Annotated in this window: 24 protein-coding genes and 1 rRNA gene; 18 read left to right on the top strand and 7 right to left on the bottom strand. The window is 71.1% G+C overall.

Translation table 11 applies throughout. The annotated features are described in order from the left end of the window. The first annotated feature begins 124 nt into the window (after nucleotides 1–124). Genes ACE3UN_RS07875 through ybeY form a run of 3 tightly spaced genes read left to right on the top strand, consistent with a single transcriptional unit; the run spans nucleotide 125 to nucleotide 3,895 of the window. On the top strand, nucleotides 125–2,377 hold the full coding sequence (locus tag ACE3UN_RS07875) for a hypothetical protein (RefSeq protein ID WP_374674376.1): 2,253 nt from the start codon (nucleotides 125–127) through the stop codon (nucleotides 2,375–2,377). A 52-nt stretch (nucleotides 2,378–2,429) separates the two neighbouring features. Further along, nucleotides 2,430–3,440, top strand: coding sequence for a PhoH family protein (locus ACE3UN_RS07870; RefSeq protein ID WP_374674375.1), 1,011 nt, complete (start codon nucleotides 2,430–2,432; stop codon nucleotides 3,438–3,440). Next, nucleotides 3,437–3,895: an rRNA maturation RNase YbeY gene (gene ybeY / locus ACE3UN_RS07865; protein ID WP_374674374.1), complete on the top strand. Its 459-nt coding sequence runs from the start codon at nucleotides 3,437–3,439 to the stop codon at nucleotides 3,893–3,895. The genes ACE3UN_RS07870 and ybeY overlap by 4 nt, the downstream gene beginning before the upstream one ends. 6 nt (nucleotides 3,896–3,901) lie before the next feature. Here the strand turns inward: ybeY and ACE3UN_RS07860 are convergent, their stop codons facing one another. Both ACE3UN_RS07860 and hemB read right to left on the bottom strand, forming a co-directional pair. Further along, entirely contained in the window at nucleotides 3,902–5,005 is a 1,104-nt protein-coding gene (locus ACE3UN_RS07860; protein ID WP_374674373.1) for a magnesium transporter CorA family protein, read from the bottom strand. Nucleotides 5,006–5,015: 10 nt separating this feature from the next. Beyond that, the gene (gene hemB, locus ACE3UN_RS07855) at nucleotides 5,016–6,014 is read right to left on the bottom strand and encodes a porphobilinogen synthase (protein WP_374674372.1); all 999 of its coding nucleotides are present in this window, start codon (nucleotides 6,012–6,014) and stop codon (nucleotides 5,016–5,018) included. Nucleotides 6,015–6,250: 236 nt separating this feature from the next. Between hemB and ACE3UN_RS07850 the strand changes: the two genes are divergently transcribed. From ACE3UN_RS07850 to ACE3UN_RS07820, 7 genes are all read left to right on the top strand, one after another. Then, nucleotides 6,251–6,691 (top strand): CopD family protein, encoded by a 441-nt coding sequence (locus ACE3UN_RS07850; protein ID WP_374674371.1) that lies wholly within the window; start codon nucleotides 6,251–6,253, stop codon nucleotides 6,689–6,691. A 17-nt stretch (nucleotides 6,692–6,708) separates the two neighbouring features. Continuing rightward, the gene (locus ACE3UN_RS07845; RefSeq protein WP_374674370.1) at nucleotides 6,709–7,848 is read left to right on the top strand and encodes a teicoplanin resistance protein VanZ; all 1,140 of its coding nucleotides are present in this window, start codon (nucleotides 6,709–6,711) and stop codon (nucleotides 7,846–7,848) included. 40 nt (nucleotides 7,849–7,888) lie between these two features. Next, nucleotides 7,889–8,215 (top strand): ferredoxin, encoded by a 327-nt coding sequence (locus ACE3UN_RS07840; protein WP_374674369.1) that lies wholly within the window; start codon nucleotides 7,889–7,891, stop codon nucleotides 8,213–8,215. Next, a complete protein-coding gene (locus tag ACE3UN_RS07835) occupies nucleotides 8,215–8,835 on the top strand; it encodes an alpha/beta hydrolase (protein ID WP_374674368.1) in 621 nt (206 codons plus the stop codon). Before ACE3UN_RS07840 ends, ACE3UN_RS07835 begins: the two co-directional genes overlap by 1 nt. 62 nt (nucleotides 8,836–8,897) lie before the next feature. Continuing rightward, nucleotides 8,898–10,070, top strand: a complete 1,173-nt coding sequence (locus tag ACE3UN_RS07830; RefSeq protein ID WP_374674367.1) for a D-alanyl-D-alanine carboxypeptidase family protein — start codon at nucleotides 8,898–8,900, stop codon at nucleotides 10,068–10,070. A gap of 33 nt (nucleotides 10,071–10,103) precedes the next feature. Further along, nucleotides 10,104–11,003, top strand: a complete 900-nt coding sequence (locus tag ACE3UN_RS07825) for a D-amino acid aminotransferase (RefSeq protein WP_374674366.1) — start codon at nucleotides 10,104–10,106, stop codon at nucleotides 11,001–11,003. Between the two features lie 38 nt (nucleotides 11,004–11,041). Continuing rightward, entirely contained in the window at nucleotides 11,042–11,317 is a 276-nt protein-coding gene (locus ACE3UN_RS07820) for a YbeD family protein (protein ID WP_374674365.1), read from the top strand. 25 nt (nucleotides 11,318–11,342) lie between these two features. Here ACE3UN_RS07820 and ACE3UN_RS07815 read toward each other — a convergent pair whose 3' ends face one another. Continuing rightward, nucleotides 11,343–12,008 (bottom strand): tetratricopeptide repeat protein, encoded by a 666-nt coding sequence (locus ACE3UN_RS07815; protein WP_374674364.1) that lies wholly within the window; start codon nucleotides 12,006–12,008, stop codon nucleotides 11,343–11,345. Between the two features lie 73 nt (nucleotides 12,009–12,081). On the opposite strand from ACE3UN_RS07815, the gene lipB reads away from it, so the two are divergent. Together lipB and lipA are read left to right on the top strand one after the other, a co-directional pair. Continuing rightward, nucleotides 12,082–12,777 (top strand): lipoyl(octanoyl) transferase LipB, encoded by a 696-nt coding sequence (gene lipB, locus ACE3UN_RS07810; protein ID WP_374674363.1) that lies wholly within the window; start codon nucleotides 12,082–12,084, stop codon nucleotides 12,775–12,777. Between the two features lie 43 nt (nucleotides 12,778–12,820). Continuing rightward, entirely contained in the window at nucleotides 12,821–13,807 is a 987-nt protein-coding gene (gene lipA / locus ACE3UN_RS07805) for a lipoyl synthase (RefSeq protein WP_374674362.1), read from the top strand. 103 nt (nucleotides 13,808–13,910) lie between these two features. Here the strand turns inward: lipA and ACE3UN_RS07800 are convergent, their stop codons facing one another. Next, nucleotides 13,911–14,423: a TlpA disulfide reductase family protein gene (locus ACE3UN_RS07800; protein WP_374674361.1), complete on the bottom strand. Its 513-nt coding sequence runs from the start codon at nucleotides 14,421–14,423 to the stop codon at nucleotides 13,911–13,913. A 14-nt stretch (nucleotides 14,424–14,437) separates the two neighbouring features. On the opposite strand from ACE3UN_RS07800, the gene ACE3UN_RS07795 reads away from it, so the two are divergent. Continuing rightward, nucleotides 14,438–15,112, top strand: a complete 675-nt coding sequence (locus ACE3UN_RS07795) for a DUF4197 domain-containing protein (RefSeq protein WP_374674360.1) — start codon at nucleotides 14,438–14,440, stop codon at nucleotides 15,110–15,112. Between the two features lie 60 nt (nucleotides 15,113–15,172). Here the strand turns inward: ACE3UN_RS07795 and ACE3UN_RS07790 are convergent, their stop codons facing one another. After that, entirely contained in the window at nucleotides 15,173–16,336 is a 1,164-nt protein-coding gene (locus tag ACE3UN_RS07790) for a hypothetical protein (protein ID WP_374674359.1), read from the bottom strand. A gap of 125 nt (nucleotides 16,337–16,461) precedes the next feature. Then, a complete protein-coding gene (locus ACE3UN_RS07785; RefSeq protein WP_374674358.1) occupies nucleotides 16,462–17,181 on the bottom strand; it encodes an alpha/beta fold hydrolase in 720 nt (239 codons plus the stop codon). 52 nt (nucleotides 17,182–17,233) lie between these two features. Here ACE3UN_RS07785 and ACE3UN_RS07780 point away from each other — a divergent pair, with 52 nt between their 5' ends. From ACE3UN_RS07780 to ACE3UN_RS07770, 3 genes are read left to right on the top strand one after another with little or no spacing between them, the layout of a single operon-like run. Further along, nucleotides 17,234–17,824: a hypothetical protein gene (locus ACE3UN_RS07780; RefSeq protein WP_374674357.1), complete on the top strand. Its 591-nt coding sequence runs from the start codon at nucleotides 17,234–17,236 to the stop codon at nucleotides 17,822–17,824. Nucleotides 17,825–17,863: 39 nt separating this feature from the next. Then, the gene (locus tag ACE3UN_RS07775; protein ID WP_374674356.1) at nucleotides 17,864–18,313 is read left to right on the top strand and encodes a PTS sugar transporter subunit IIA; all 450 of its coding nucleotides are present in this window, start codon (nucleotides 17,864–17,866) and stop codon (nucleotides 18,311–18,313) included. Further along, the gene (locus ACE3UN_RS07770) at nucleotides 18,282–18,551 is read left to right on the top strand and encodes an HPr family phosphocarrier protein (protein ID WP_374674355.1); all 270 of its coding nucleotides are present in this window, start codon (nucleotides 18,282–18,284) and stop codon (nucleotides 18,549–18,551) included. Before ACE3UN_RS07775 ends, ACE3UN_RS07770 begins: the two co-directional genes overlap by 32 nt. A 30-nt stretch (nucleotides 18,552–18,581) precedes the next feature. Here ACE3UN_RS07770 and ACE3UN_RS07765 read toward each other — a convergent pair whose 3' ends face one another. Next, on the bottom strand, nucleotides 18,582–19,487 hold the full coding sequence (locus ACE3UN_RS07765; RefSeq protein WP_374674354.1) for a GNAT family N-acetyltransferase: 906 nt from the start codon (nucleotides 19,485–19,487) through the stop codon (nucleotides 18,582–18,584). 107 nt (nucleotides 19,488–19,594) lie between these two features. On the opposite strand from ACE3UN_RS07765, the gene ptsP reads away from it, so the two are divergent. Both ptsP and ACE3UN_RS07755 read left to right on the top strand, forming a co-directional pair. Further along, entirely contained in the window at nucleotides 19,595–21,358 is a 1,764-nt protein-coding gene (ptsP, locus tag ACE3UN_RS07760; RefSeq protein WP_374674353.1) for a phosphoenolpyruvate--protein phosphotransferase, read from the top strand. Nucleotides 21,359–21,787: 429 nt separating this feature from the next. After that, nucleotides 21,788–22,119, top strand: a 16S ribosomal RNA gene (locus ACE3UN_RS07755); the annotation flags it as partial.

Genomic DNA, 22,119 nt, shown 5'->3' with positions numbered 1-22,119 from the left:
GCGCCGTGACCGGGATCAGGCCGCACCAACTTCCTGTGGAGGCGTGCGCCGCCGCTTCCCCCTAGGATGCCGGGTTCGCATGACATGGAGCCACCTTCACGGACGGAGGTGGACAGGGGGATCGATGCAGACGACGTGGAAGCGCCCCGCGGCGCGCGCCTGGGTGCGCGTGCGCGCCTGGATGGCCCTGGCCCTGGTGGCTGGCTTGGCAGCCTGTGGGGGTGGGGGCGGTTCTTCCACCAGCGTGCAGTTGAGCCAGAGCGAGATCCGCCTGGCCGACAGCTACGACGATGCCCAGAGCCCCGCGCCGCAATCGGTCAGCGTCACGGTCGACGGCGATGACGTGGCCGCCGTCGGCGTCGGCTACGACTCCGGCTACCCCGCGGCGGACTGGGTTGGCGCCCAGCTGAGCGGCACGCGATCGCCCTACACGCTGCTGGTCGGCGTGGGCAGCGCGGCGCCGGTGGGCGAACACACCGCGCACCTGGTGGTGGGCGCGCTGGACGCCCAGGGCCGTGCGCTGGACATCAAGCCGCTGACCGTTCACTACAAGGTGCTGGCGCGCCTGCGGGCGGACAGCCCGTCGCTGGCCTTCGCCGGCATCAACGGCGCCACGCCGCCCGCGCCGCAGACGCTGTCGCTGCGGGCGGAGGGGCTCAGCTGGACCGCCGAGGCCGACCAGCCCTGGATCCTGCTGTCACAGGACAGTGGCACGGGTGCGACGGACCTGGCCGTGTCCGTCGATGATGCCGGCCTGGCGTCGGGCGCCCACACCGGGCACATTGCCTTCACCGCGTCGGATGGCCAGACCCTGACCGTCCCCGTGAGCTTCGAGCTGACCTCGACGGCGCTGACCGTCACGCCGTCCAGCCTCACGTTCGGCGGCGCCACCGGGCGCGACATGGCCGCGCAGGCCGTCGAACTCAGCCTGGGCACCGACGGCAATGCCTATGCATGGCGCGTGCAGTCGCTGCCCGCCTGGCTGGCGGCCGACATCCAGGCGGGCACGGTGTCGCAGACGCCGCAGACCATCCGCCTGACGCCCGACCCCGCACAGCTGGCCGCCGGCACGCACACCGCGCGCCTGGTGCTGTCCGCGGAGGTGAACGGGGACACGGTCACGCAGGAGGTGGCGCTGACGATCCATGTCGATGGCCGGCGCCTCTACCTGTCGCGTGACGGCGTGGCGTTCACCTCCTCGCCCGGCTGGTCGCGGCTGTCCCGCACGCTCACGGTGAAGGACAACTTCGGCACCGCCACGGCGTGGACGGCGTCCTCCGACCAGGGCTGGCTGACGGTCACCGGCAGCGGCATCGGCGGCGGTCAGCTTGCGCTCACCGCCAACCCGGCCGCGCTGGTCGAGGGCCTGCACATGGCCACGGTGACGGTGCGCAGCGCCGACGCTCGCTTCGCGTCATCCGTGGTGCACGTCGGTCTGTGGAAATCTGCCACCACGCCTGCCGCGACGGTCACGCGCACCGGGGTGAGCTACCGCCAGCTCGTCGCCGACACCGTCCGCCCCTTCGTGTATGTCCACTCGGGCGGAACCTCCATCGACGTGTTCAACCCGTACACCAACATCCGGGTGGCCACCATGTCCAACGTGGGCAACTCGCTGGGCGCCATGTCGGTCGCGCCCGACGGGCAGCGCCTGTACGTGGTGGACAACGGCTTCAGCCGCGTGGCGGTGGTGGACCTCAACACCCGTCGTCGCACGCACTTCATGGCGACCACGCCCAACAACGGCCACGGCCTGCTGGCCACGCGTGTGAAGGGCACGGACCTGGTGCTGGTAGGCAATCGCAGCGTCTACCGCGCGAGCGACGGTGCCCGGGTCGACGATGGCAGCGGTCCCATGGGCATCATGGTCGCCGGGCCGGGCGGTGAGCGGGTGTACACGCAGAACACCGGCACCAGCCCCTCGGGCGGCGGCGTGTATGCGGTGGACTACACCGGCGCATTCGGGGGCAGGTTCGTGTCCACCTCCGAGGGAGGGGGAGAGACCGGCAGCAACGGGCAGGACATCGCCGTCGCGCCCGATGGCGCCACCGTGTACACGGCCAGCGGTGCGCCCTACCGCATCCACACCTTCCGCGGCAGCGACTTCAGCCCCATCGGCGAGTTGCCGGAGTTCGATGCGTACCCGAACAACGTCGACGTGGGCACCGATGGCCGCGTGGCCGGCGGCATCAATGGCCTGTACTCGACCCATGACATCTGGGTCTACAGCAGGACGGGTGCGGTGCAGAAGCGCTACAAGGTCGTGGGCTACGCCTCCGGCCTGCGCACCGGCACGCTGAACTTCACGCCCGACGCGCTGATGCTGGCGACCTTGTCGGACGATGACCGCATGGTCTTCATCCCGGTCGGCCCCTGAACGCCGGGCGGCTTGTTTCACAATGCCGGTCTCGACGACTGACGGGACCGGCTTGATCCTCCGCCACACCTTCTCCCCGCTGGACAACACGCGCCTGGGCCACCTGTGCGGCCCCATGGATGAGCACCTGCGTGCCATCGAGGCGGTGCTGCCCGTCACCGTGACACGGCGGCAGGGCGCTTTCCGCATCGAGGGCGCCAAGCGCGACGCCGAGGCGGTGCTCGGGCTGCTGCAGACCCTGTACGAGCGGGCGAAGAAGCCCATTCCCGCGGATACCCTGCAGCTGGCGCTGGACGACCTGCGCCGTGCCGCCCGGCCGGCGCGGGCCGCACGCGCCGCCGCGGCGGAGGCCGAGCCGGCTGTGGCGGGCGAGGCGGACATCGTCCTGCACACCCGCCGCGCCGACCTCACCGGGCGCACGCCCAACCAGGTGCAGTACCTGCGCCAGATCCTGTCGCACGACATCACCTTCGGCATCGGGCCGGCGGGCACCGGCAAGACCTTCCTGGCCGTGGCCTGCGCGGTGGACGCGCTGGAGCGCAGCGGCGTGCAGCGCATCATCCTCACCCGCCCGGCGGTGGAGGCCGGCGAGCGCCTGGGCTTCCTGCCCGGCGACCTGACCCAGAAGGTCGATCCCTACCTGCGCCCGCTGTACGACGCGCTGTACGACCTGATGGGCTTCGACCGCGTCACCAAGGCCTTCGAGAAGGGACTGCTCGAGGTGGCGCCCCTGGCCTTCATGCGCGGTCGCACGCTCAACCACGCCTTCGTCATCCTCGACGAGGCGCAGAACACCACGCCCGAGCAGATGAAGATGTTTCTCACACGCATCGGTTTCGGCTCCAAGGCCGTGGTCAATGGCGACGTGAGCCAGATCGACCTGCCGCGCGGCATGCCCAGCGGCCTGATCGACGCCGCCGAGGTGCTGAAGAAGGTCAACGGCATCGCCATGACGCGCTTCACCTCGGGCGACGTGGTGCGCCACCCGCTGGTGGCGCGCATCGTGCAGGCCTACGAGGCGCGCGGGCCGCGCCAGGCAGGCGCCGCGGAGGCGCGGGAGTGAGCCGGGCCGCACGGCCGGCACTCGGCCTGAGCCTGCAGTTCGCCGACCCGAGCCACCGCGCCGCGCTGCCTCGCCACCAGGTGGCCCGCTGGATCCGCGCGGCACTGGAGGCGCCCGGGGAGATCGCCGTGCGCATCGTGGGTGAGGACGAGGGCCGCGAGCTCAACCGCAGCTACCGCGGCAAGGACTACGCCACCAACGTGCTCACCTTCGACTACGCGCAGGAGCCGCTGGTGCACGCCGACCTGGTGCTGTGCGCGCCGGTGGTGGAACGCGAGGCGCGCGAGCTGGGCCTGCCCCTGGCGGACCATTACGCGCACCTGCTGGTGCACGGCACCCTGCACGCGCAGGGCTGGGACCACGAGACCAGCGACGCCGATGCCGAGGCGATGGAAGCCCGCGAGACCGCGATCCTGCACGCGCTCGGACTGCACGATCCCTACGCCCGCGGCTAGCGGGCCTCACGGCCTGACGTGGGTGCCCAGGTAGCGCTTGCGCCAGAAGAACAGACCCAGGCCGATGCCCACGGCGGCCATCACGCCGGCGGCGATCCACACGCCGGTGGCCGAGTGGATGAGCGGCAGGGCGTCGAAGTTCATGCCGAAGAAGCCGGTGATGAGGTTCAGCGGCAGGAAGATGGCGGTCAGCACCGTCAGCGTGCGCATGATGTCGTTCGTGCGGTGCGACAGCGCCGAGAAGTGCATCTGCACCGCGGCCTCGGCCGAGGCCTCCAGCCGACGCACATGGCTGAGCACACGCTCGATGTGCTCCAGCACGTCGCGTGAGCGCACGCGCAGCAGCTCGCGCTCGCGCCGTGCGTCCGCGTCGCGCTCCTCGGGCCACTCGTCCAGCGCGTCGATCCATTCCTGCACGGCGCTGCGCTGGTCCTCGCAGGTGTCCTCCAGCTGGTGCAGCGCGTTGCGGCTGGCCAGCAGCACCTGCCAGTCGCTGAAGTGGCTGCGCGGGCGCAGCAGCTCGGCCTGCAGCGTGGCCAGCTGGCGCGTGAGCAGGCGGCGCAGATCGAGGTAGCTGTCCACCATGTGGTTCAGCATGCGCAGCATCAGGTCGGCGGGGCCCGAGGGCAGGCGGGCGCCACCGCGCAGGTCGGTCTCGTGGGCATGCTGCGCCAGGCGGCGCGCGAAGTGCTCGCGCACCGTGCAGTCGGTGGGGTGCACCGTCACCAGCACACGGTCGTAGACCACGAACCCGACGGGGCTGGTGTCGATCGCCTCGAAGGCCTTCTGCGCGGACGCCAGCGTGCCGTGCTCCTCGTCGACGAACAGGGCGCGGGCCTGCATGCTGGTGGCCAGCCGCCGGAACACCAGCATGTCGTACCAGGACGTGTCCTCGAAGTGCGAGGGCAGCTGGTGGTTGAGCAGGTCGCTCAGGTGCAGGTCGACGATGCCGCTGCCGGCCCAGCGCTGCAGGGCCGCCTGGATCTCGTGGCGGTGCACCTCGAACTCGCGCCGCCCGCTGCCGATCCAGAGGAATCCCGCGGGCGGCAGCGCCTCGGGCAGCGTGTCCAGCGCGGAGAAGTCGTCCGCCGTGATGTGGAAGATGCGCATGGGCGCCCGGTCAGGCGGCCTTCAGGCGCCGCGCGGCATCGAGTGCGAAGTAGGTGAGCACCCCGTCGGCACCCGCGCGCTTGAACGCCAGCAGCGATTCCATCATGACGGCGTCGTGGTCCAGCCAGCCGTTGGCGGCGGCGGCCTTCACCATGGCGTACTCGCCACTGACCTGGTAGGCAAAGGTGGGCATGTGGAACTCGTCCTTCACCCGCCGCACGATGTCCAGGTACGGCAGGCCCGGCTTGACCATCACCATGTCCGCCCCCTCGGCGATGTCGAGCGCCACCTCGCGCAGCGCCTCGTCGGTGTTGGCGGGGTCCATCTGGTAGGTCTTCTTGTCGCTCTTGCCCAGGTTTTTGGCCGAGCCCACCGCGTCGCGGAAGGGGCCGTAGAAGGCGCTGGCGTACTTGGCGCTGTACGCCATGATCCGGGTGTGGATGAAGCGGCGCGCTTCCAGCGCCTGGCGGATGGCGCCGATGCGGCCGTCCATCATGTCGCTCGGCGCGACGATGTCCACGCCGGCCTCGGCCTGCACCAGCGCCTGCTGCGTCAGCACCGCCACGGTCTCGTCGTTCAGGATGTAGCCGGTGTCGTCGAGCAGGCCGTCCTGGCCGTGGCTGGTGAAGGGGTCGAGCGCCACGTCGGTGAGCACGCCCAGCCCGGGAAAGCGGCTCTTCAGCGCCCGCACGGCGCGCGGCACCAGGCCGTCGGGGCGCGTGGCCTCGCGGCCGTCGGGCGTCTTGAGGGCCGGGTCGATCACGGGAAACAGCGCCATCACCGGCACGCCCAGCTCGCAGCAGGCCTCGGCCTGGGCGAAGAGACGGTCCACCGACAGGCGCTGCACGCCGGGCATGCTGGCCACGTCCTCGCAGCGGTTGTCGCCGTCCATCACGAAGACCGGGTAGATCAGGTCGGCCGCGGTGAGGTGGTGCTCGCGCACGAGGGCACGGCTGAAGGCATCGCGGCGCAGGCGACGCGGGCGGGCGGCGGGGTAGGCGGGCAGCATGGGCAGGGGTTTGTCTGGGGATCGAAGGCCTATGGTACAGAGCTGCCCACCGGTGTTAAAGTTATTGCTGAGTGGTGCCCGTGAGGGCGTTGCTCCCTGCTTTTCCTCCCTGAGCAGGTGCCTTTACGTGATGACAGCGTCAAGGCTTTTCAGCCCCGGCCGATGGCCGGGGCTCTTTCTTTTGCGGGGTGCCCTGGCGTCGGCGGCGGTGTTTTTGTGCACCGCATAATCAGTCGATGACCACCGCCTACCTCTGGATCAAGGCCCTGCACATCGTCTTCGTGGCGAGCTGGTTCGCCGGCCTGTTCTACCTGCCGCGCTTCTTCGTGAACCTGGCCGGCGTGCCGTCCGACAGCCATGCGGAGCGCGAGCGCCTGCTGCTCATGGCACGCCGGCTCTACCGCTTTTCCACCCTGCTCATGGTGCCGGCGCTGGTGCTCGGCCTGTGGCTGTGGCTGGGCTACCCGATGTGGCGCGGCCCGGGCAACGGCTGGCTGCATGCCAAGCTGGTGCTCGTGCTGGGCGTCGTGGGCTACCACCATGTGTGCCTGGCGCACCTGAAGCGCTTCGAGGCCCTGCAGAACCGCCGCAGCGAGCGCTGGTTCCGCGTGTTCAACGAGGTGACGGTGCTGCTGTTCGTCGTCATCGTGGTGCTGGTCGTCGTCAAGCCCTTCTGAGCGCGGCGCGCGCACGCATGGCCACGGCCACGGCCACGCCGCCCCCCCACCGCAGCTCCGCGCCGCCGCTGGCGGCGCTGGCGCTGGCGGTGGTGGTGTACGCCAGCCTGTACCCCTTCACCGGCTGGCGCTGGCCGGCCGGTGCGAGCTGGCTGGAGCTGGTCTGGCTGCCGCTGCCACCGCAGCGCTACCGGTTCGACATCTGGGCCAACTTCGTCGGCTACGTCCCGGTGGCTGCCCTGGTGCACCTGGCCGGCGTGCGCAGTGGCTGGCGGGCGGGCCGCTGGGCGGTGGGCACGGTGCTCGTGATGTCGGGGCTGTCGTTCGCGAACGAGTTCGTCCAGCAGTTTCTGCCGCTGCGCTACCCCTCCCGGCTCGACTGGGCGCTCAACAGCGGGGGGGCGCTGGCAGGGGTGACGCTGTCGATGCTGCTGCTGCGGCTGGGGGGCGTGGAGCGCTGGGAGCGGTCACGCGACCGCTGGTTCGGCCGCCACGGCGGGGGGGCGCTGGCGCTGCTGCTGGCCTGGCCGCTGGGCCTGCTGTTCCCCACGCCCCTGCCGCTCGGCCTGGGGCCCAGCTGGGCGCGCCTGCAGGACCGCCTGGCCACCGCCCTGGAGGGCGTGCGCGGCGCCGAGGGCGTGCTGCAGTGGCTGGCCAACGCGCCCGTGCCGGACGCCCCGCTGCCGGCACTGGCCGAGGTGCTGGCCGTCACGCTCGGGCTGCTGGGCCCGTGCCTGCTGGCCCACGTGGTCACCGCACCCGGGTGGCGCCGGCTGGTGATGTCCGCCGGCGCGGCTGCGCTCGGCCTGGCCGCGGCCACCTTGTCGGCCGCGCTGAACTTCGGCCCGGCCCATGCGCTGGCCTGGCTCACGCCGGCCGTGATGCCGGCGGTGGGGCTGGCGCTCGGGCTGGCCTTCGCCCTGTGGCGCGTGCCGCCCCGGCTGGCGGCCGTGCTGGGCGTGGCCACCGTGTCCGCCGGGATGATGCTGGTGGCCCAGGCGCCCGCCGACCCGTACTTCGCCAGCAGCCTGCAGGCCTGGGAGCAGGGCCGGTTCATCCACTTCCACGGCCTGGCGCAGTGGGTGGGGTGGCTGTGGCCGCTGGCCGCATTGGGCTGGCTGCTGGCCGACCTGTCCCACCGCGAGCGCCGCCCCTGAACCGGCGGTGCCGGCGACCCGGCTCCTACAATCCCGGGTGATGAGCTACTACCGCCACCATGTGTTCTTCTGCCTGAACCAGCGGTCCAACGGCGAGGCCTGCTGCATGCAGCACGCCGCGCAGGCCGGCTTCGACCGCTGCAAGGCGCAGGTCAAGGCCGCCGGCCTGGCCGGGGTGGGCGGCGTGCGCGTGAACAAGGCCGGCTGCCTCGACCGCTGTGCGGGCGGCCCGGTGGCGGTGGTCTACCCGGAGGCCGTCTGGTACACGTTCATCGACGAGCAGGACATCGACGAGATCGTGGAATCGCACCTGAAGAACGGCCGGCCCGTGCAGCGCCTCATGCTGCCGCCGGACGTGGGCCGCTGATGAACCTGGCCACCCGACGCCTCACCGTCACCGGCCCGGCCGGCACGCTGGAGGCGGCCGTCAACGAGCCGCTCGATGCCGCGCCGCGGGGCGTGGCGGTGGTGTGCCACCCGCACCCCCAGCATGGCGGCACCATGGACAACAAGGTCGCGCAGACGCTGGCGCGTGCGTTCGTGCAATTGGGCTGGCGCGCGGTGCGCTTCAACTTCCGCGGCGTCGGGGCCTCCACCGGCGCGTGGGACGCGGGCCAAGGCGAGATCGACGACGCGCTCGCCGTGGTGGCCGACCAGCGGGACGCCGCGCTGCCGTTCGCGCTCGCCGGCTTCTCCTTCGGTGGCTACGTGGCTTCACAGGCGGCGCGCCGTCTGGCCGACGCGGGCCACGCGGCCGACCGCCTGGTGCTCGTCGGGCCGGCCACCCAGAATTTCGACGTCGCCCCCGTGCCGCCCGGCACCCTGGTGATCCACGGGGAGGCCGACGAGGTGGTGCCGCTGTCGGCCACGCTCGACTGGGCCCGTCCCCAGCACCTGCCGGTCGTCGTGGTGCCCGGCGTGGGGCACTTTTTCCACGGGCAGCTGTCTCTGCTCAAGTCCATCGTCGTCGGCGCCTGCGGCGCCTGACCTTCCTTCGCGCGCCGCCTGCCGGGCCGGGTCCGGCAGGCGCGTGCCTTCCATCGCACCCCATGAACCGCATCCAACACATCCTCTGCGTGGCCACGCTCGGCGCCGGCCTGTCCCTGTTCGCCCTGGCCCCCGCGGCCGCCCAGGCGCCGCAGCCGCCCGAGGTGGCGGCCCGCTCCTACCTGCTCGTGGACATGAGCTCCGGCCAGGTGCTGGCCGAGCGCAACGCCGACGCGCCGGCGGAGCCCGCGTCGCTCACCAAGCTGATGACGGCCTACCTCACGTTCGTGGCGCTGAAGGAAAAGCGCCTGACGCTGGAGACGCGTCTGCCGGTGTCCGAGCGCGCCTGGGCCGAGCGCAAGGGCGGCGGCTCGCTGATGTTCATCGACCCGAAGATGACGCCCACGGTGGACGAGCTGCTGCGCGGCACGATCGCCGTGTCCGGCAACGATTCGTCGGTGGCGCTGGCCGAGGGCGTGGGCGGCTCGGTGGAGAACTTCGTTGCCATGATGAACCGCCAGGCCCAGGCCTGGGGCCTGAAGAACACCAGCTTCCGCAACGCCACCGGGCTGACCGAGGCCGGCCACACGAGCACCGCGCGCGACCTCGCCGTCATCGCCCAGCGCATCATCCGCGACTTCCCCGACCGCTACCCCTACTACTCGCTGAAGGAATACAGCTTCAACAACATCCGGCAGGACAACCGCAACCTGCTGCTGCGCCGCGACCCGACGGTGGACGGCATGAAGACCGGCTTCACCGAGGCTGCCGGCTACTGCCTGATCGCGTCGGCGCAGCGCGACTTCCCCAACGGCAAGCGGCGCCTGCTGTCCGTGGTGATGGGCACCGAGTCGATGCAGGCCCGTGCCAACGAGAGCCAGAAGCTGCTGAACTGGGGCTACACCGCCTACGACGCGGTGCGCCTGTTCGAGGCGGGCAAGCCGGTGGCCACCGTGCCGGTGTGGAAGGGCGCGGCCAGCGAGGCCCGGCTGGTCGGCGACGGCGCGGTGTACGTGTCGGTGCCACGCGGCGAGGGTGACAAGCTCAAGACCACCATCGAGCGCACCGACCCCCTGGTGGCGCCGCTCGCCAAGGGCCAGCGCGTGGGCACGCTCAAGGTCACCACGTCCGCCGGCACGCCGGTGGCCCAGGTGCCCCTGGTCGTGGCCGACGAGGTGCCGCAGGCCGGCCTGCTGGGCCGCGCATGGGATGCCATCCGCCTCTGGATCCAGTAACCTGACCGCCCCTTCTTGCCCGCGGAGGCCGCGATGAACACGACGCTGCCGGACACCCTGTGCGACCTCGACGGCGACCTCCTGCCCCTGTCGCAGGCCCGGGTGAGCGTGATGGACCGCGGCTTCCTCTTCGGCGACGGCGTGTACGAGGCCATTCCGGTGTACGCCCGGCGGCCCTTCCGCCTGGACGACCACCTGGACCGACTGGCGCGCAACCTGGACGCGCTGCGCATCCCGGCCCCGGCTGGCCTGGCCAGCCGCGAGGACTGGCGCACGCGGCTGCAGCGGGTGGTGCAGGCGCATCCCGCCGAGGACCAGATGCTGTACCTGCAGGTCACCCGCGGCGTGGCCCTGCGCGACCATGTGCCACCGCCTGGCCTGCAGCCCACCGTGTTCATCATGACCCAGCCCTGGTCGGGCGTGCCGGCCGCGCAGCGCCACCAGGGCGTGGCCTGCGTCACGGCGCGGGACGTGCGCTGGGAGCGTGGCCAGCTCAAGACCATCTCGCTGCTGGGCAATGTGCTGGCGCGACAGGTGGCGGCCGACCACGGCGCCGCCGAGACCATCCTGCTGCGCGACGGCGTGCCGGGCGGTCCGTGGCTCACCGAGGGCTCGTCCAGCAACGTCTGGCTCGTGCACGAGGGCGCGCTGCTCGGCCCGCCGATGAACGAGCACGTGCTGGCCGGCGTCCGGGTGGGCCTGCTGCGCGAGCTGTGCGAGGAAGAGGGCATTGCCTTCAACCTGCGCCCGCTGAGCGAGGCCGACCTGCGCGCCGCCGACGAGGTGCTGCTCAGTTCGGCCGGCCGCGAGGTGCTGGCCGTCACCCGCATCGACGACGAGCCCGTGGGCCACGGCGCACTGCGTGGCAAGCCAGGCCCGGTCTATGCCCGCCTGTACGAGGCGTACCAGCGCGCCAAGCGACAGCCCGCCTGAGGGCGCGGCCGCCCGACGCCATCCGGAATCTTCCTGCCATGCCCCCCATCCCCCCCGAACAGTCCCTCATCGAGTACCCCAGCGCCTTCCCGATCAAGGTGATGGGCGCGCACGTCGAAGGCTTTGTCGAGGCCATCGTCGCCGTGGCGCGTGCCTTCGACCCGGTGTTCGACGCCGAGACCGTGGAAACCCGTCCCAGCAAGGCGGGCACCTACCTCGGCATCACCATCACCGTCACGGCCACCAGCCGCGAGCAGCTCGACGAGCTGTACCGCACGCTGTCCAGCCACCCGATGGTGAAGGTGGTGCTGTGAGCCCGCGGCGCGCGCCGGTGCCCGCTCAGGGCGGCGCCAGCCGCGCGTCGATGTCCTTCAGCTTGCCCGGCGCGGCCTCGTCGCCCTGGCGGGCGGCGGCGGCGTACCAGTAGCGCGCCAGGCGCAGGTCGGCCTCGACGCCGTCGCCCCGTTCGTACAGCGAGGCCAGGATGTACTGCGCGCCCACGTCGCCCGCGTTCGCCGCGGCGCGGTACCAGCGGGCCGCCTGCGCCGCGTCCCGGCGCGCGCCGCGGCCCATGAAATAGGCGGTGGCCGCCTGCACCTGCGCGTCCATGCTGCCCGATTCGGCGGCGCGTTCGTACCAGGCCAGGGCCTGCACCAGGTCGGGCGCGCCCAGGCGGCCGCTTTCGTGCAACTCGCCCATGGCCAGCTGCGCCGTGACGAAGCCGCGGCCCGCGGCGCGCTCCAGCCACTGGCGGGCGGTCTGCACGTCCGCCTCCCGTACCTCGCCGCGCAGGTGCATCACGGCCAGGTTGTGCATGGCCACGGGCTGGCCGGCCGCCGCCAGCGCGGCGAAGGCGCGGGCCGCGGGGGCGAAGTCGCCCTGCGCGTACCAGCCCAGCGCGTCGGCCAGCGTCGGCTCGTCGGCTGACGCGAGCGCCCCCATGCCCAGGCCCATGCCCACGGCGAGTGCCAGGGCGCGGGACAGGCGGACCATCGGTTGCTTCATGCCGTTCACGATACGCCGGCGGGCGCCCGTGTGGGCCACGGGGTCTTGCGCCGGCGCGCCCGACAATGCGGACATGAGCCCCGACGCCGTCGACGACCTCGCCGCCGCCCCGCGCGTGCGGTGGCTGGGCCGCCAGCCCTACGCCCTGAGCTACGAGCAGATGCGTGCCTTCACCGCGGCGCGCGATGCGGCCACCGCCGACGAGATCTGGCTGGTCGAGCACCCGCCGGTCTTCACCCAGGGCATCGCCGGCAAGGCGGAGCACCTGCTGGCGCCGGGCGACATCCCCGTGGTGCCCACCAACCGCGGCGGCCAGGTCACCTTCCACGGCCCGGGCCAGGTGGTGGCCTATCCGCTCATCGACCTGCGCCGGCTGGGCATCTTCGTGAAGGAATACGTCTTCCGGCTGGAGAGCGCGGTGATCCAGACGCTGGAGCCGCTGGGCGTGGTGGGGCTGCGCGTGCCCGGTGCACCGGGCATCTACGTGAACCTGGCCCATCCGCACGCGGGCTTGCCGCCAGGCCCGCGCCCCGATCCGTTCGCCGGCCTCGGCAAGATCGCCGCCCTCGGCATCAAGGTGAGCAATCACTCCACGTACCATGGTGTTTCGCTCAACGTGGCCATGGACCTGGAGCCCTTCGAGCGCATCAACCCTTGCGGCTATGCCGGGCTGTGCACGGTGGACCTCGCTACACTGGGCGTCCGCGCGGAGCTGGACGCCGTCGCGAGCCGGCTGGCCGAGCGCCTGGCCGCGCACCTGAGCCGCTGACTCCGCGGCAACGCCGCCCGCGCGCGGGCCACTCGCACATCCCATGGCCACCCCGAACACCACCCAAGAAGCCAAGACCGGCGCCGAGTACGACGCCTCCGCCAAGCAGAAGGCCCAGGCCAAGACGGCGCGCATTCCCATCAAGGTGGTGCCGGCGGACGAGGTGCTGAAGAAGCCCGAGTGGATCCGCGTGAGGGCCGGTTCGCCCACCACGCGCTTCTACGAGATCAAGCAGATCCTGCGCGAGCACAAGCTGCACACGGTGTGCGAGGAGGCGTCCTGCCCCAACATCGGGGAGTGCTTCGGCCACGGCACGGCCACGTTCATGATCATGGGTGACAAGTGCACCCGCCGCTGCCCGTTCTGCGACGTGGGCCATGGCCGCCCGGACCCGCTGGACGTGAACGAGCCGGCGAACCTGGCCAAGACCATCGCCGCGCTCAAGCTGAAGTACGTGGTGATCACCAGCGTCGACCGCGACGACCTGCGCGACGGCGGTGCCGGCCATTTCGTGGCCTGCATCGAGGCGGTGCGCCGCGAGTCGCCCGCCACCCGCATCGAGATCCTCACGCCCGACTTCCGTGGCCGCATGGACCGCGCGCTGGACATCCTGCAGGCCGCGCCGCCCGACGTGATGAACCACAACCTGGAGACCGCGCCGCGCCTGTACCAGGAAGCGCGCCCCGGCTCGGACTACGCGTTCAGCCTCAACCTGCTCAAGCGCTTCAAGGAGCGTGTGCCTGGCGTGCCCACCAAGAGCGGCCTCATGGTGGGCCTGGGCGAGACGGACGAGGAGATCCTGCAGGTCATGCGCGACATGCGCGAGCACGGCGTGGACATGCTCACCATCGGCCAGTACCTGGCGCCGTCGGGCCACCACCTGCCGGTGCGCCGCTACGTGCACCCGGACACCTTCCGCATGTTCGAGCAGGAGGCGGCCGCGATGGGCTTCACCCACGCTGCCGTGGGCGCCCTCGTGCGCTCCAGCTACCACGCCGACCGCCAGGCGGCCGAGGCGGGGGTGACTTGAGCCCCCACGCCCCCTCCCGGGGGCTGCCCCCCGAGGGGGCTCGCGCAGCGGCCCGGCAAAGCCGGATCCGCGCACGCCACTTGAATGCGGTTGCCTGACGTCGTCAGGCTTCCCGCAACAGCTCTTCGATGAGGGCGTGCAGGGCGGCGAAGTCCGGCTCGCCCACGTACTTCTTGACGATTCCGCCGCGCTTGTCCAGTACGAAGGTGGTGGGTGTCAGCCGGATGTCGCCGAAAGCCTTGGCGATGCCGCCGGTGTTGTCGATGGCCACGCCGAAGGGCAGCTGCCGGCTCTGCGCGAAGCTGGACACGTACGCCGGCGGGTCGTAGCTCATCGCGACGGCCAGCGTGTCGTAGCCGCGCTCGCGGTACTTCTGGTGCGTGGCCACGATGTCCGGCATCTCCTTGACGCAGGTGGTGCAGCTCGTGGCCCAGAAGTTCACCAGCATCACCTTGCCCTGCTGCGCCTTCAGCGTCGTCTGGCGACCGTCCAGCAGGGTGTAGGACACGTCGGGCGCGGCCTGGCGCGACGAGCAGCCCGAGGCCAGCAGGGCCAGCGGGGCGCTGGCCAGCAACCCCGCGGAGAGGGCAAGATGGCGGCGTCGAACGAGATCCATCGGAGGTGGTACCTATGCAACGCAGGCAGTTTACGTCGGCGGCCCTGCTGGGGTGGGCGCTGCCCTGGCGTTCCCACGCGGCCGGGCTGGGTGAGGCGGACGCGGCGCTGGGCGTGCGCACCGCGCTCGAACGCGGCGCCGAGGCGGCGGTGTCGCTGCTGGGCCGGCGCGACGGCTTCCTGGGCAATGCCAAGGTGAGGATCCCCCTGCCGGGCGTGCTGCAGGACGCCGAGCCGCTCCTGCGGCTGTCGGGCCAGCAGCACCGGGTGGACGAACTGGTCACCGCCATGAACCGCGCCGCCGAGGCGGCGGTGCCGCACGCACGGGCGTTGCTGGTGGATGCGGTGCGCACGCTCACCGTGGCCGACGCGCTGCGCATCGTGCGGGGTGACGACACCGCCGTCACCGACTACTTCGAACGCCGCACGCGCGAGCCGCTGGCCGGCCGCTTCCTGCCCATCGTCACCCGCGAGACCGAGCGCGTCTCGCTGGCAGAAAAATACAACGCCGTGGCCCGCCGTGCCAGCGGCTTGGGGCTGGTGAAGCCCGAAGACGCCGACATCGCCAGCTACGTCACTCGCAAGGCGCTGGACGGCCTGTACTGGATGATCGGCGAGGAAGAGAAGAAGATCCGGCGCGACCCCGTGGGCACCGGCAGCGACATCCTGCGGCAGGTGTTCGGCGGCTGAGGCGACGGAGCGCCACAGGCACCGGAGGCGCCTGACACGGCCCCGGGCGCACGCCCGGGGTCACATCGCCCGCGACAGCTCGAAGATCAGGGCGGACGGCAAGGACGCGGACACCGCCTCTCGCCCGATGGTGGCGTGCGACCGTGCGCCCTCGTTCGACAGATGGAAGCCGTCGCCTTCGGGTGTTACCTCGATGAAGACGAACTGTGGCAGCTCGGCCTCGATGCTGGCCCGCAGCCGCTCGAACCTCTGCCCGCCCAGCGTGGATTCGTAGATCACCGCCTGCGGCAGGGCGTCGCGGCAGAACTCCTCGGCTTCCTCGACGGAGCCGACGAAGTCCACAACCAGGCCCATGTGACGGGTGGCATCACGGATGTCCGCGCGCAGGTCACGGCGCGCGGCCAGCACCAGCACCTGCGCGCCGGCCAGCGGCTTGGAGTTGTCTGACACCCCGAAGCCCTGGTCGATCTCGATGGCCGTCACGCCCTCGATCTGGTCCGTCACCGTCTGCGGAAACTCCAGTGTCACCGCCGTGGTGTCGCCGGCCCCTTCCACCCGCTCGATGCCCAGCTTGAGCGTCCAGGCGATCTGCTGCACCAGGCGCCAGCTCAACGTGTCGAGCCGGGCGGCGGTGCCCGCCTCCTCCTCGTCGCGCGCGACGATGCCGTCCTCCGGCATCGCCAGGGGCTGGTGGCTGAAGTGGCAGCTCAGCCGGGCGTGCGGCGGCCAGGGCCGCAGGTCGATGCGGAACTCCACGGCGCCGCGGGCATGCTCCAGCGTCCAGTCCACCAGCGCCTGCAGCAGCGTGTGCAGCAAGGTGGCGTCGACGATCACGTCCACGGGGCGCATCGCCTGGCGCACGTCCAGGCCACGTGCGGTGAGCTCGCGCCCTCGATGCACCAGGACATCGCGTGCCATCTGGGTCAGGCTCAGCGTCTCCGGAGACTGCCGGACACGGCCGGACGCGAAGCGCGCCAGCTGCTGGCCCATCATGCCCACGCGTCGCGCCAGCTCGATCTCGTCACGCAGGGCGCGCAGACCGGGCCGGTCGATCTTGCCGGTGGTGGCGAGGGCGTTGACGCGCTCCAGCGCACTGGACAGCGATTGGCCGATCTCGCTGCCGATCTGGGCGATCAGGCTGCGGTAGTGCTCGTCGGCACGGGGCTCGACGGCCCGGAGGTCGTCGGCGTGGGCCTGCGGCCAGGCAGAGGTGTCGGCGCGCATGGCAGGAGGGAGGCGGTCCGGGGCGTTCATGGCAGGTGCGATGGGCCGCGATCGTGACGATTTGTCACAGGGCGGCCCATCCCACGGTTGATGGAGCCCACCCCGCCGGACCGGCCCACCGTGAACTATTGCGCAGCTTGCCCGGGGCTGGCCATCCCGTGCAGCAGTTTCGCCAGGTCGTTGGGCGCCGTGATCATCGGGTCGTGGCCGGTGGCCAGCGTGTGCACGTGCCAGCCGGACTCCTCGCGCACGCGACGCCGGCTCACATCGACGGTGGGCAGCGCGGGCTCGGTGCAGTCCACGAAATGGCGCACCTGGCGTTGCCAGCGGTCGGCGTCGAAGTGGAGGGCCGCGTCATAGCAGCCGCCCGGCTGTGGCGTCTGTCGGCGGGCCACCCAGGCGTGGTCGTCGCCGGACAGGCCGAACACCTTGGGGTCGGGCGGCGCCAGGGCACCCGTGGCGGCGATCAGCGCCCGGCGCTCCGCCTGCGTCGCCGCCGCGTGGGTGGTGGACCAGGCCTCGCCCGGGCGCGGGACCACGGCATCGACGTACACGAGCGCGCCCACGCGGTCCGGCCGCTGGTCGGCGGCACCGGTGACCACGAGGCCGGCATAGCTGTGCCCCACCAGCACGGCGCCCCGCAGTTCTTCCGAGTCGAGCAGTTCGACGACGTCCTGGACGTGCTCGGACAGCCCGATGTCCGGCCGGAACAGATGCCGCCGAGCGCCCAGGCCGGTCAGGTCGAGTGCGAACGCCCGATGCCCGTGGCGCCACAGCAGCGGCAGCACCCGGCGCCAGCACCACGCCCCATGCCATGCGCCGTGGACCAGAACGAAATCCGCCATGTGTGTCCCTCCATCGGCCCGCCACACGGGGCCGGTGCGCATAATGCCTCGGATGCCTGCTTGTCTGCCCGGCCGGTCGGTGCGCCTGCGTGGTGGGGCCACGGCCGGTGCCACCTGCGCCGCCGCGTGCGCCCTGTCCGCCTGCGCGCCTGCCCTGGACTGGCGAGAGGCGCGCCTGCCCGGGGCCGGCCTGGTGGCGACTTTCCCCTGCCGCCCCGTGGCGCAGGAGCGGCGGGTGCCGTTGGCCGGCCAGGAGGTGACGCTGGTGCTGCATGCGTGTGAAGCGGCCGGCACCACGTTTGCGGTCGGCCTGGCGGATGTGGGCGACCCTCGCCGGGTCGGCCCGGTGCTGCAGGCCCTGCGCACGGCCTCCGTCGACAAGCTGGGCGCGCCAGGCGCGGCATCCGAGTCGGCGGCGGCGTCGGGGTCGGCGGCCGGCATGCCGTGGTCCGTGCCCGGTGCGACGCCCCAGGCGCAGGCCGTGCGCATGCAGTGGAGCGGGGCGCCGGGGCAACCCGCGGGGTGGCGGATGCAGACGGCGCTGTTTGGCCGCGGCACCTGGGTGGTGCAGGCCACTTGGCTGGGCACGCTGCCCGCAGCGCAGGCCGATCCGTTCTTCGACGGGCTCCGTTTCACCCCATGACGCGGGTGGGCGACACCGCGCATCCGGAATAATGGCGCCATGGCGGGTCTGGTGATCGTGGCACACGCACCCCTGGCCGCGGCCCTGCGGGCGGTGGCTGGCCACTGCTTTGCCGGCGAACACGGGGCCATCGAGGCCGTCGACGTGCCGCCGGGCTGGTCCGCCGAACAGGCCGAGGCCGAGGTGCGCGAGGCGGTGCGCCGGGCGGGTGGCGACGAGGTGCTGGTGCTGGCCGACGTGTTCGGCGCCACGCCGTGCAACGCCGCGCAGCGCGTGGCCGATGGCCAGCGTGTGCGCCTGGCGGTGGGCGTGAACGTGCCGATGCTGTGGCGGGCCATGTGCTACGCCGGGCTGCCGCTGGACCAGCGGATCGAGCGGGCGCTGTCGGGGGGCGCACAGGGCGTCATGCCGGCGTCGCCCCAGCGGCCGCAGGACCAGACACTACACTTGCAGCCCCATGATCCGTCGCACCGTCACCATCAGCAATAGGCTGGGCCTGCACGCCCGCGCATCGGCCAAGCTGACCAAACTGGCGGGCGGTTTCGCCTGCGAGGTGTTCATGAGCCGCAACGGCCGCCGCGTGAATGCCAAGAGCATCATGGGCGTCATGATGCTGGCTGCCGGCATGGGCACCCAGGTGGAGATCGAGACCGAGGGCGCCGACGAGCTGCCGGCGATGGACGCGCTGGTGGCCCTCATCGACGACAAGTTCGGCGAGGGCCAGTAGGGCGCCTGGGGCGGGGGCGGCTGTGGCCGCTCAGGCCCCGAGAAAGTGCCGGCGGTAGCGCGCCGGCAGGTCGGCCAGGCGCAGCAGCATGGGCAGGTCGGCAGTCTGGAAGTCCGGGTCCCAGGCCGGCGCGCCCAGCACGCGGGCGCCGCAGCGCAGGTAGCCCTTGATCAGCGCTGGCGGCTCCACATCCAGCGTCTGGTCGAGGTCATCCACGGGCAGCGGCAGGCGGGGCCGCACCTGGTATTCGACGCTGGCCAGGTGGCTGTCCCGCAGGCGCGCCCACAGGCTGGCGGCGCTGTGGCCCCCGTCGCGCATGCCTACACTGGCACAGCCCACCACGTTGTCCAGGCCGTTGCGGGTCATGAAGCCGGCCAGGGCCGCCCACAGCGACAGGATCACGCCCCCGCTGCGGTGGTCCGGGTGCACGCACGACCGGCCGAGCTCGGCCAGGCGCGGTCGCAGCGGGCGCAGTCTGGTGAGGTCGAACTCGGTCTCGCTGTAGAAGCCGCCGGCGCGTCGGGCCGCCTCCGGGGTGAGCACGCGGTAGGTGCCGATCACTTCGGCCGGCTGGTCGTCGGTGGGCATCGTGCGCACCAGCAGGTGCTCACAGAAGTCGTCGAAGAGGTCCACGTCGTGTCCGGCGGGCGCATGCGGCGGCGCGCTCAGCCGCGCGCCCATCTCGCCGGCGAACACCACGTGGCGCAGGCGTTGCGCGGCGCGCACTTCCTCCTGATGGCGGGCCCACACGACCTCGAAGGCGTCCTCCGCCCGGGTGGGAGCCGCCGGGCGCATCTCGGGCATTGACGTGGGTGCGCCCGTCCGCGCGGGCACGGCCATCCGGCCGGCGCGCTCGGTGGCAAGTTCGGTGCTCGCGCGGGCGCCGGCACCGAACAAGGTGAACAGCGGCATCGTGGGGATGGGAAGTTCCTTCATGGCGGCTCGGCGACGTGAGATGGGGCCATGGTGGGCAGTGCCGGTGACCTGTCGATGACCCCGCAATGACGCTGCCGTGACAGGGCCGCCGCTGCTACAGTGAAGCGATGAGCATCCAGGTCTTCGGTCAGCCGGTGTCGCGTGGCGTTGCGATCGGCCGGGCGGTGCTGGTGGCGTCGAGCCGAGTCGACGTGGCCCACTACTTCATCGGTACCGAGCAGGTCGAGGCGGAGGTCGGCCGCCTGCGGGAGGCGCGCGACGCCGTCGCGGCCGAACTGGTGGCTCTCAAGAGCGAAGTGCCGGAGGAAGCGCACGCCGAACTGGTGGCGCTGCTCGACGTGCACCTGATGCTGCTGCACGACGAGATGCTCGCCGAGGCGACCAAGCAATGGATCGTCGAGCGGCACTACAACGCGGAATGGGCCATGTCGGCGCAGCTCGAGGTCATCGCGCGCCAGTTCGACGAGATGGAGGACGACTACCTCCGTGAACGCAAGGCCGATCTCGAGCAGGTCGTCGAGCGCCTGCTCCGCGCGCTGGCGCGCCAAGCCAGCGGCATGCCGCCCGAGGCCGGCGCGGCACGTGATTTCGCCGGCGAAGACCCGCTGATCCTGGTGGCCAGCGACATCGCGCCTGCCGATATGTTGCAGTTCAAGCGCAGCGTCTTCACCGGTTTCGTCACCGATGTGGGGGGCCGCACGTCCCACACGGCCATCGTGGCGCGCAGCATGGACATCCCGGCGGTGGTCGGGGCCCGCGAGGCCAGCCAGCTGGTGCGCCAGGACGACTGGCTGATCGTCGATGGCGACGCCGGTGTGCTCATCGTGAACCCGTCCCCCATCGTGCTGGAGGAGTACCGCTTCCGCCAACGCCAGCTGGAACTCGAGCGGGCCAAGCTCGACCGGCTGCGTCACACACCCTCTGTCACGCTGGACGGGCAGCCGGTCGAGCTGCTGGCCAACATCGAGCTGCCCACCGACGCCGGGGCGGCGATGGCGGCAGGCGCGGTGGGGGTCGGGCTCTTCCGCAGCGAGTTTCTCTTCATGGGCCGGGAAGGGCGGTTGCCCGATGAGGAGGAGCAGTTCCAGGCCTACCGCCGTGTCGTCGAGGCGATGGGGGGCTTACCCGTCACGATTCGCACGGTCGACGTCGGCGCGGACAAGCCGCTGGACCGCATGTCGGCGCACGAGCTGCGCCACGAGCACACACTGAACCCGGCGCTAGGGCTGCGTGCCATCCGCTGGAGCCTGTCCGAGCCGGAGATGTTCGGCCAGCAGTTGCGCGCCATCCTGCGCGCCAGCGCATATGGCAAGGTCCGCATCCTGGTGCCGATGGTGGCTCACCGGGCAGAGGCCCTGCAGGTGCGCCAGGCGCTGGACCGTGCCCGCGCGCAGCTGGCGCAGTCCGGCCAACCGTATGCCGACGTCGAACTGGGCGCCATGATCGAGATCCCGGCGGCGGCGCTCATCATGCCCACCCTCATCCGGCACTTCGACTTCGTCTCCATTGGCACGAACGATCTCATTCAATACACGCTGGCCATCGACCGGGCGGATGAGTCGGTGGCCCACCTGTACGACCCTTGGCACCCGGCGGTGCTTCAGCTCATCGCGCAGACCATCGCGCGGGCGAATGAGGCGGGGCGCCCGGTGAGCGTGTGCGGAGAGATGGCAGGCGACCCGGCATTCACCGAGCTACTGCTGGCCATGGGGCTGCGCAGTTTCTCCATGCACCCGTCGCAAGTGGCTGCCATCAAGCAGCGCGTGATCCGCTCTGACGCCCGGGCGCTGGCCACCCAGCTGCCGGCCGTGCTCGCGGCAGAGGTGCCGCAGGAGGCGGGCCAGTCCCTGTTGCGCACCCGCGTGCACTGACCCGCTCTCGCGGCGCCGGGGCCGCACGGTACGTCTCGGCCCGGCAGCAAAAATTTCAGAAAGAAGCTTGCGCCGGCAAAAAGTGCTGTGCTACAGTCGAGGGCTTCGCTGATCACACGGCGCGACGCAGAAATGCAACGCGAATCGCGTGACCAACGGAGCGCTGCAGCGGCCCGGCTGCTGCAGCGAAGAAGCCGAGTAGTTGACAGGGTTTTAAATCTAGTTCATAATTCGCCTTCTTTGCTGCTGACGACAAGTTAGCAGCGCAGCGCGAAAGCAGCTGCAGGTTCTTTAAAAACTAACAGCCGATAAGCGTGGGTGTTTGAAGTTGGGTGCTTTGGGTCGAAAGACCTGAAGTCGTAAGGCTTCGAACGCTCATGGAAACTGAAGTGAAGTTCACTTCAATTCCTAATGAGTGAAATCAAGATCGAACTGAAGAGTTTGATCCTGGCTCAGATTGAACGCTGGCGGCATGCCTTACACATGCAAGTCGAACGGTAACGCGGGGCAACCTGGCGACGAGTGGCGAACGGGTGAGTAATGCATCGGAACGTGCCCAGTAGTGGGGGATAGCCCGGCGAAAGCCGGATTAATACCGCATACGACCTATGGGTGAAAGCGGGGGACCGTAAGGCCTCGCGCTATTGGAGCGGCCGATGTCAGATTAGGTAGTTGGTGGGGTAAAGGCCTACCAAGCCGACGATCTGTAGCTGGTCTGAGAGGACGACCAGCCACACTGGGACTGAGACACGGCCCAGACT

Origin of the sequence: Ideonella sp. (genome assembly GCF_041918995.1) — a bacterium.
Taxonomy (GTDB): Bacteria; Pseudomonadota; Gammaproteobacteria; order Burkholderiales; family Burkholderiaceae_C; genus Ideonella.
Note: the sequence above shows the minus strand (reverse complement) of the source record. Positions and strands in the feature narration are given on the sequence as shown.

What these genes read in the sequence shown, in the direction of transcription:
- ACE3UN_RS07820 (WP_374674365.1), top strand. Translation starts at nt 11,042, where the DNA reads ATGCCCCCCATCCCCCCCGAACAGTCCCTCATCGAGTACCCCAGCGCC.
- lipA (WP_374674362.1), top strand. Translation starts at nt 12,821, where the DNA reads ATGGCCACCCCGAACACCACCCAAGAAGCCAAGACCGGCGCCGAGTAC.
- ACE3UN_RS07850 (WP_374674371.1), top strand. Translation starts at nt 6,251, where the DNA reads ATGACCACCGCCTACCTCTGGATCAAGGCCCTGCACATCGTCTTCGTG.
- ACE3UN_RS07835 (WP_374674368.1), top strand. Translation starts at nt 8,215, where the DNA reads ATGAACCTGGCCACCCGACGCCTCACCGTCACCGGCCCGGCCGGCACG.
- ACE3UN_RS07800 (WP_374674361.1), bottom strand. Translation starts at nt 14,423, where the DNA reads ATGGATCTCGTTCGACGCCGCCATCTTGCCCTCTCCGCGGGGTTGCTG.
- lipB (WP_374674363.1), top strand. Translation starts at nt 12,082, where the DNA reads ATGAGCCCCGACGCCGTCGACGACCTCGCCGCCGCCCCGCGCGTGCGG.
- ACE3UN_RS07780 (WP_374674357.1), top strand. Translation starts at nt 17,234, where the DNA reads ATGCCTGCTTGTCTGCCCGGCCGGTCGGTGCGCCTGCGTGGTGGGGCC.
- ACE3UN_RS07775 (WP_374674356.1), top strand. Translation starts at nt 17,864, where the DNA reads ATGGCGGGTCTGGTGATCGTGGCACACGCACCCCTGGCCGCGGCCCTG.
- ACE3UN_RS07875 (WP_374674376.1), top strand. Translation starts at nt 125, where the DNA reads ATGCAGACGACGTGGAAGCGCCCCGCGGCGCGCGCCTGGGTGCGCGTG.
- ACE3UN_RS07785 (WP_374674358.1), bottom strand. Translation starts at nt 17,181, where the DNA reads ATGGCGGATTTCGTTCTGGTCCACGGCGCATGGCATGGGGCGTGGTGC.
- ptsP (WP_374674353.1), top strand. Translation starts at nt 19,595, where the DNA reads ATGAGCATCCAGGTCTTCGGTCAGCCGGTGTCGCGTGGCGTTGCGATC.
- ACE3UN_RS07845 (WP_374674370.1), top strand. Translation starts at nt 6,709, where the DNA reads ATGGCCACGGCCACGGCCACGCCGCCCCCCCACCGCAGCTCCGCGCCG.
- ACE3UN_RS07770 (WP_374674355.1), top strand. Translation starts at nt 18,282, where the DNA reads ATGATCCGTCGCACCGTCACCATCAGCAATAGGCTGGGCCTGCACGCC.
- ACE3UN_RS07830 (WP_374674367.1), top strand. Translation starts at nt 8,898, where the DNA reads ATGAACCGCATCCAACACATCCTCTGCGTGGCCACGCTCGGCGCCGGC.
- ACE3UN_RS07825 (WP_374674366.1), top strand. Translation starts at nt 10,104, where the DNA reads ATGAACACGACGCTGCCGGACACCCTGTGCGACCTCGACGGCGACCTC.
- hemB (WP_374674372.1), bottom strand. Translation starts at nt 6,014, where the DNA reads ATGCTGCCCGCCTACCCCGCCGCCCGCCCGCGTCGCCTGCGCCGCGAT.
- ACE3UN_RS07790 (WP_374674359.1), bottom strand. Translation starts at nt 16,336, where the DNA reads ATGCGCGCCGACACCTCTGCCTGGCCGCAGGCCCACGCCGACGACCTC.
- ACE3UN_RS07765 (WP_374674354.1), bottom strand. Translation starts at nt 19,487, where the DNA reads ATGAAGGAACTTCCCATCCCCACGATGCCGCTGTTCACCTTGTTCGGT.
- ACE3UN_RS07795 (WP_374674360.1), top strand. Translation starts at nt 14,438, where the DNA reads ATGCAACGCAGGCAGTTTACGTCGGCGGCCCTGCTGGGGTGGGCGCTG.
- ACE3UN_RS07840 (WP_374674369.1), top strand. Translation starts at nt 7,889, where the DNA reads ATGAGCTACTACCGCCACCATGTGTTCTTCTGCCTGAACCAGCGGTCC.
- ACE3UN_RS07860 (WP_374674373.1), bottom strand. Translation starts at nt 5,005, where the DNA reads ATGCGCATCTTCCACATCACGGCGGACGACTTCTCCGCGCTGGACACG.
- ACE3UN_RS07815 (WP_374674364.1), bottom strand. Translation starts at nt 12,008, where the DNA reads ATGAAGCAACCGATGGTCCGCCTGTCCCGCGCCCTGGCACTCGCCGTG.